4 protein-coding genes are annotated in these 5,599 nt (G+C 60.9%); all 4 read left to right on the forward strand.

The window, feature by feature from the left end; translation table 11 throughout:
* Window positions 1–146: 146 nt before the first annotated feature.
* Window positions 147–827, forward strand: a complete 681-nt coding sequence (plsY, locus tag SH809_15085; protein MDZ4701031.1) for a glycerol-3-phosphate 1-O-acyltransferase PlsY — start codon at window positions 147–149, stop codon at window positions 825–827.
* Window positions 828–859: 32 nt separating this feature from the next.
* Complete coding sequence (locus tag SH809_15090; protein MDZ4701032.1) at window positions 860–1,918, forward strand: NAD(P)H-dependent glycerol-3-phosphate dehydrogenase; 1,059 nt, start codon at window positions 860–862, stop codon at window positions 1,916–1,918.
* Window positions 1,919–1,930: 12 nt separating this feature from the next.
* A complete protein-coding gene (locus SH809_15095; GenBank protein ID MDZ4701033.1) occupies window positions 1,931–2,587 on the forward strand; it encodes an ATP-binding protein in 657 nt (218 codons plus the stop codon).
* Between the two features lie 364 nt (window positions 2,588–2,951).
* On the forward strand, window positions 2,952–5,288 hold the full coding sequence (locus SH809_15100) for a DNA topoisomerase IV subunit A (GenBank protein ID MDZ4701034.1): 2,337 nt from the start codon (window positions 2,952–2,954) through the stop codon (window positions 5,286–5,288).
* Window positions 5,289–5,599: the final 311 nt, after the last annotated feature.

The raw sequence follows: 5,599 nt of genomic DNA on the forward strand, positions 1-5,599 counted from the left end.
CCCCGTACTTGATACGGGGAGGGGCCTGATTTGTCAAGCGGCAGTGCCCTGATTTGAAAACTGTCCGGAGTATTAATTTTTCACTTTGCATTTTTCACTTTTCACTTTGCATTTTTGACATACAGCCCCAATCGTCCTTTCTGCCCATGCTGACCCTCATCCTCATCCTCCTTCTCAGTTATCTGGCCGGCTCGATTCCGGGCAGTCTGTGGGTGGGGCGTTGGGTGTATGGCGTCGATCTTCGGGCGCACGGGAGTGGGAATCCCGGGGCGACGAATGCGTTTCGGGTGCTGGGCTGGAAGGCCGGCCTGTTGGCGACCCTGCTGGACATGGGGAAAGGCGTGTTGGCCGCCGGCCTGATCGCCTCGCTTCGGCTGGATGTGCTGCCGGAACTCCTGGCCGATCGGCCACTGATGGTGCGGTCGGTCGCCGGTTTCGCCGCGGTGATCGGTCACATGTATCCCGCGCTGGCCGGTTTTCGGGGCGGAAAAGGCGTAAATACGGCGGCCGGCGTGTTGCTGGCCATCACGCCATGGAATTTTGTCATCGCCGTGGCCACGTTTTCGCTTGTACTGTGGCGCACAAAATACGTCTCGCTTTCCTCCATGCTTGCAGCGGCCTCGTATCCGATGTCGTTGCTAGTGATGCGGTACGGACTGGGGTGGACCCACATCGGCACCCCGTTGATTGTTTTTGGCGGACTGCTGGCTCTGGGCATCGTTTTAGCGCATACATCCAATATAAAACGGCTGATGCGCGGCGCGGAGCATAAGATCCGGTGGGTGAGTTCGCCGACGGTGCCAGGCCACATCGAGCGTGGGGCGTAGCCGGCCGATCGTACATAACGGATAGTAGGCGTATGACCTCAACCGACTTTGCGGGTTCTCGTCGCACCGTTGCCGTTATTGGCGCCGGTAGCTGGGGGACGGCCTTGGCGATCAGCCTGGCCTCGGCGGGGCATGAGGTCCGCCTGTGGGCGCGCCGGCCGGAGCTGGCCGAGGAGATCGAGCGGACGCGGCGCAATCGCTTTTATCTCCGCGATGCGCGCCTGCCGGATGGGATCCGGGCGACGTCGCGGGATGCCGAGGCGGTGGATGGGGCGGACGTCTGGGTGATGGCCGTGCCTTCCCAATCCCAGCGCGCGGTGGCGGAGGCGTTCGCGGTGCAGTCGGCCGGCGTGAAACTGGTCGTTTCGGTGGCGAAGGGGATTGAAAACGAGACGCTTAGTTTGTCCACCCGGGTGCTGGAGGAGGCGCTGCCGGCCGTGGACCCGACGCGAATCGGCGTGTTGTACGGCCCGAGCCACGCGGAGGAAGTCGCCCAGGGCTTGCCGGCGGCCGTCGTGGCGGCCGCGGCGTCGAGAGACACCGCAAAAGCCATCCAACAGTTGTTCATGACGCGCAGCCTGCGGGTATACGCTAATACCGATGTAATCGGGGTGCAGATCGCCGGCTCGGCGAAAAACGTCATGGCCATCGCGGCGGGCATCAGCGACGGCGTCGGGTACGGCGATAATGCCAAGGCGGCGCTGGTCACCCGCGGGATCGCCGAGATGCGGCGGCTCGGGCGGGCGATGGGCGCTTCGATGAGCACGTTTTCAGGCCTCGCCGGCATCGGGGACCTGGTGGTGACGTGTATGAGCGGCCTGAGCCGCAACCGCTACGTCGGCCAGCAGATCGGCGAAGGGCGGGTGCTCCAGGAGGTGGAAGACGACATGCAGATGGTCGCCGAAGGCGTGCGTACGACCGCCTCCGTCGTCGCGCTGGCACGGAAGTATAACATCGAAATGCCCATCTGCGAATCGGTATATGCGATCCTATTTGAGGGCCAGAAGCCCCAGGAGGCCGTCAACGCGCTCATGAGTCGGGCGGCGAAAGAAGAGGATTGGCTCGACGAGATCGACGAAGAGTCGGACTAACCACGGTATTCCATGAATCTCGACGAACTGGGTCGACTCGTAGCGCTCGGGGAGAGCGCCACGCTGGAGTTTAAAACGCGTGTGCCGCGTCCAGAGCGCATCGCCAAGGAAGTGATTGCCCTCGCCAATTCGCTGGGGGGGCGCCTGCTGCTGGGCGTGGATGACGACGGCTCGCTGCGCGGCGTGCGCGATACGGAGGAGGAGGAGTACGCGCTGCGGGAGGCGCTCGATGCCTACTGCGAGCCGGCAATTGCCTATAGCGTCGAGCGCATCTCGATCAACAAAAAGCGCCACGTCCTCCTCGTCACGATCCCCCTGAGTGCGTCGCGACCCCATTACCTGATCGACCCGGCCGACAAGAGCCTACGCGCCGCCTATGTGCGGGTCGAGGACATGAGCGTGGAGGCCAGCAAGGAACGCATCCGGCTGATGAAGGCCCGCGATAACGGCGACAACGTGATGTTTGAGTTCGGAGACAAAGAGAAAGTCCTGATGCGTTACCTTGAAAACTACGGCCGCATCACCGTCTCCCAGTTCGCCAACCTGGTCAATATCCCCAAAAAACGCGCTTCGCAAACGCTTGTCCTCATGGCCCGGGCTAACGTCCTCCGCCTCCATACCGACCCCGATACCGATTACTTTACGATCGCGTACGATTTGAAGCGATAACGCCCGTTCAAACTGAAAACATCACACCGGTTCGGCCTTCGAGATCGTCATTTTAGTTACGTGACCGGGCTGAATGTCGAGAAAATGTATTGAGACAAGAGGGTCCCTTCCTCGTCGAGGAGGGGAAATCCCGACCTTGGTCGGGATGGGGTGGTCGTCAGCCCCGGCGCGGCCCCTCGACAGCTCCCCGTCGAGCGATTTAGAGTGAAGCGGTCTTTCGTATTTATCCGTACTCTTCGTTGCACATCATTCACACATATGCGTATCTTCCTCAGGATCCAACGGGAGGTCCGGGGGTTTCTGAGCCCCCTTTCGCCCGGGTGAGGAAGAGAGGGAGTCGTCTGGTCAGTTGTAGAGATCGAACATGCCTGTTGTAGATGTCATCCCCCTGCACGAAACAGCGCGGGACCGGTACCTGAACTATGCGCTCTCGGTGATCACGAGCCGGGCATTGCCCGACATCCGGGACGGCCTGAAGCCGGTGCATCGGCGCATTTTATACGCCATGTACGCCAACCTCCGGCTGTATCCCGACGCACGGTTCCGAAAAAGCGCGACGGTCGTTGGCGAGGTGATGGGTAAATATCACCCTCACGGCGATAGCGCTATTTATGAGGCGATGGTGCGCATGGCGCAGCCTTTTTCGCTGCGTTATCCGCTGGTGGATGGGCACGGCAACTTCGGCTCGCTGGACGGCGACAGTCCGGCCGCGATGCGTTATACCGAGGCGAAACTGCAGCCGCTGGCGATCGAAGTGTTGGAGGAGATCCGGAAGCAGACGGTCGACTTCCGTCCAAACTATGACGGCACGTTGTCGGAGCCGGTCGTGTTGCCGGCGCGCCTGCCGAACCTGCTTGTCAATGGGTCGAGCGGCATCGCCGTCGGTATGGCGACGAACATCCCGCCGCACAATCTTACCGAGGTGATTGATGCCCTCGTCTATATGATCGGTTCCCCCAACGCCAAAGTGGATACGATCGTCGCGAAGTTCATCCAGGCGCCGGACTTTCCGACGGGGGGGTGCATTCTGAATACGAAGGAGGAGCTCGTCGCCATCTATGAAAACGGGGAAGGGACGATCGATCTGCGGGGCGAATACCTGGTAGAGGGGAAGAAACAGATCATCGTGTATTCGATCCCGTATGGCCTCACAAAAGGGGATCTGATCGAGAAGATCGCGGACCACGTCGCGAACGACCGCGTGCCGCAGATCGTGGATGTGCGGGATGAATCCACCGATGACGTCCGCATCGTGCTGGAGTTGAAGCGCGGAGCGGACCCCGAGGCGGCGATGGCCTACCTCTTCAAGCACACCCCACTGCAGACCCGGTTTCACGTCAACATGACGTGCCTCGTGCCGACGCAGAATCGGGAGCTGTGTACGCCGCAAAAGGTGGATCTGGTGACGGCGCTGCGCGCCTTCCTGGATTTCCGTATGGAGGTGGTAACACGCCGGCTGCAGTACGAACTCGATCAACTCGAAAAACGCATCCACATCCTCCGCGGCTTCGAGATTATCTTCGACGCGCTCGACGAAGCCATTCGGCTCATCCGGGCGTCGACCGATAAGCCCGATGCCGCCAAACGCCTCATGCAGCGCTTCGCGCTCGACGAGGTGCAGACGGAAGCCATTCTCGAAACCAAGCTCTACAAGCTCTCGAGTCTTGAAATCGACGCGATCCGGACGGAGCTGGAGGAGAAGGAGCGCCAGGCCGACGAGATCCGCGCTCTGCTGGCGGATGAGGAGGCGCGCTGGAAGATCATCAAACAAGAACTCCGGCAGCTCAAGGACACCTACGGGGACGCTCGGCGCACGACCGTCGCCGGCCCGGACGAAGGGCTGACGTATTCGGAGGAGGACTACATCGTCGCCGAGAACGTCCACGTCATCGTCACGCGCGACGGCTGGGTCAAGCGGCAGAAGTCATATGCCGACCTCGCCAGTATCCGCGTGCGCGAGGGAGACTCGGTCGGCTGGGCCATCCATGGCTCGACCCGCGCGACGGTTGCGTTCCTGACGAACTTTGGCAAGGTGTTCACGACACGCATCGACCAACTGGCGAATACGACGGGATACGGCGAACCGATCCAAAAGCTATTCGACTTTTCGGACCGCGAGACGATTGTCGGCGTCATTGTGTGCGACGAACGGCTGCTCCCCAAACCCGTCGTCCAGCCGGACCTCGAGCCGGGGCTTTTCGAGACCAACGGTGAGGCAGAAGGGGTGGTCGACGGCCCCTTCATCGTCGCCGTCTCGCGCACCGGTTTGTCCGTCCGCATCCCGCTCGACGGGTATGCCGATGCGTCCACGCGTTCCGGTCGGCTGTTTATGCGGCTTGCCGCCGGCGATACCGTGCTCGGCGCCGAGATCGCCGCCGGCCACGAAAACGTCTGCCTCGCGAGCCAGCAGGGCCAGGCGCTCATCTTCCCGGTGCATCAGATCCCCATCGTCCGGAGCGCGGCGAAAGGGGTCATAGCCATCCGGCTCAACAAAGGCGACGAGGTGTTCGGGTACATCTTGTCGGATTCCGCCCGGAAAGGCCTCACCGTCGAGACCAGCCGCGGCCGCACCGAAATTGTACGCACGACGAAATTCGCCGTGACCAACCGGGGGCTGAAGGGCAGCGCCATCATCACCCGGGGCCACCTGACGAGGGTCATCGTCGAGCCGGTCGAAATCCGGATGAACGGGACGGAATGAAGGAAAAGTGAAAAGTAAAAAGTGAAAAGTAAAAAGTGAAAAGCCGGCTATACATCGTAAAGACACGACACATCGTGTCTCCCTATCCACCGCGCTTAACGTCAGTCAGTAAAAAGCCGGCTATACATCGTAAAGACACGACACCTCGTGTCTCCCTATCCACCGAGCGAAACGTCAGTCAGTAAAATCCGGCTATACATCGTAAAGACACGACACCTCGTGTCTCCCTATCCACCGCGCTTAACGTCAGTCAGTAAAAAGCCGGCTATACATCGTAAAGACACGACACCTCGTGTCTCCCTATCCACCGA

The organism is Rhodothermales bacterium (assembly GCA_034439735.1).
Lineage (GTDB): Bacteria > Bacteroidota > Rhodothermia > Rhodothermales > JAHQVL01 > JAWKNW01.

What these genes read in the sequence shown, in the direction of transcription:
- plsY (MDZ4701031.1), top strand. Translation starts at nt 147, where the DNA reads ATGCTGACCCTCATCCTCATCCTCCTTCTCAGTTATCTGGCCGGCTCG.
- SH809_15095 (MDZ4701033.1), top strand. Translation starts at nt 1,931, where the DNA reads ATGAATCTCGACGAACTGGGTCGACTCGTAGCGCTCGGGGAGAGCGCC.
- SH809_15100 (MDZ4701034.1), top strand. Translation starts at nt 2,952, where the DNA reads ATGCCTGTTGTAGATGTCATCCCCCTGCACGAAACAGCGCGGGACCGG.
- SH809_15090 (MDZ4701032.1), top strand. Translation starts at nt 860, where the DNA reads ATGACCTCAACCGACTTTGCGGGTTCTCGTCGCACCGTTGCCGTTATT.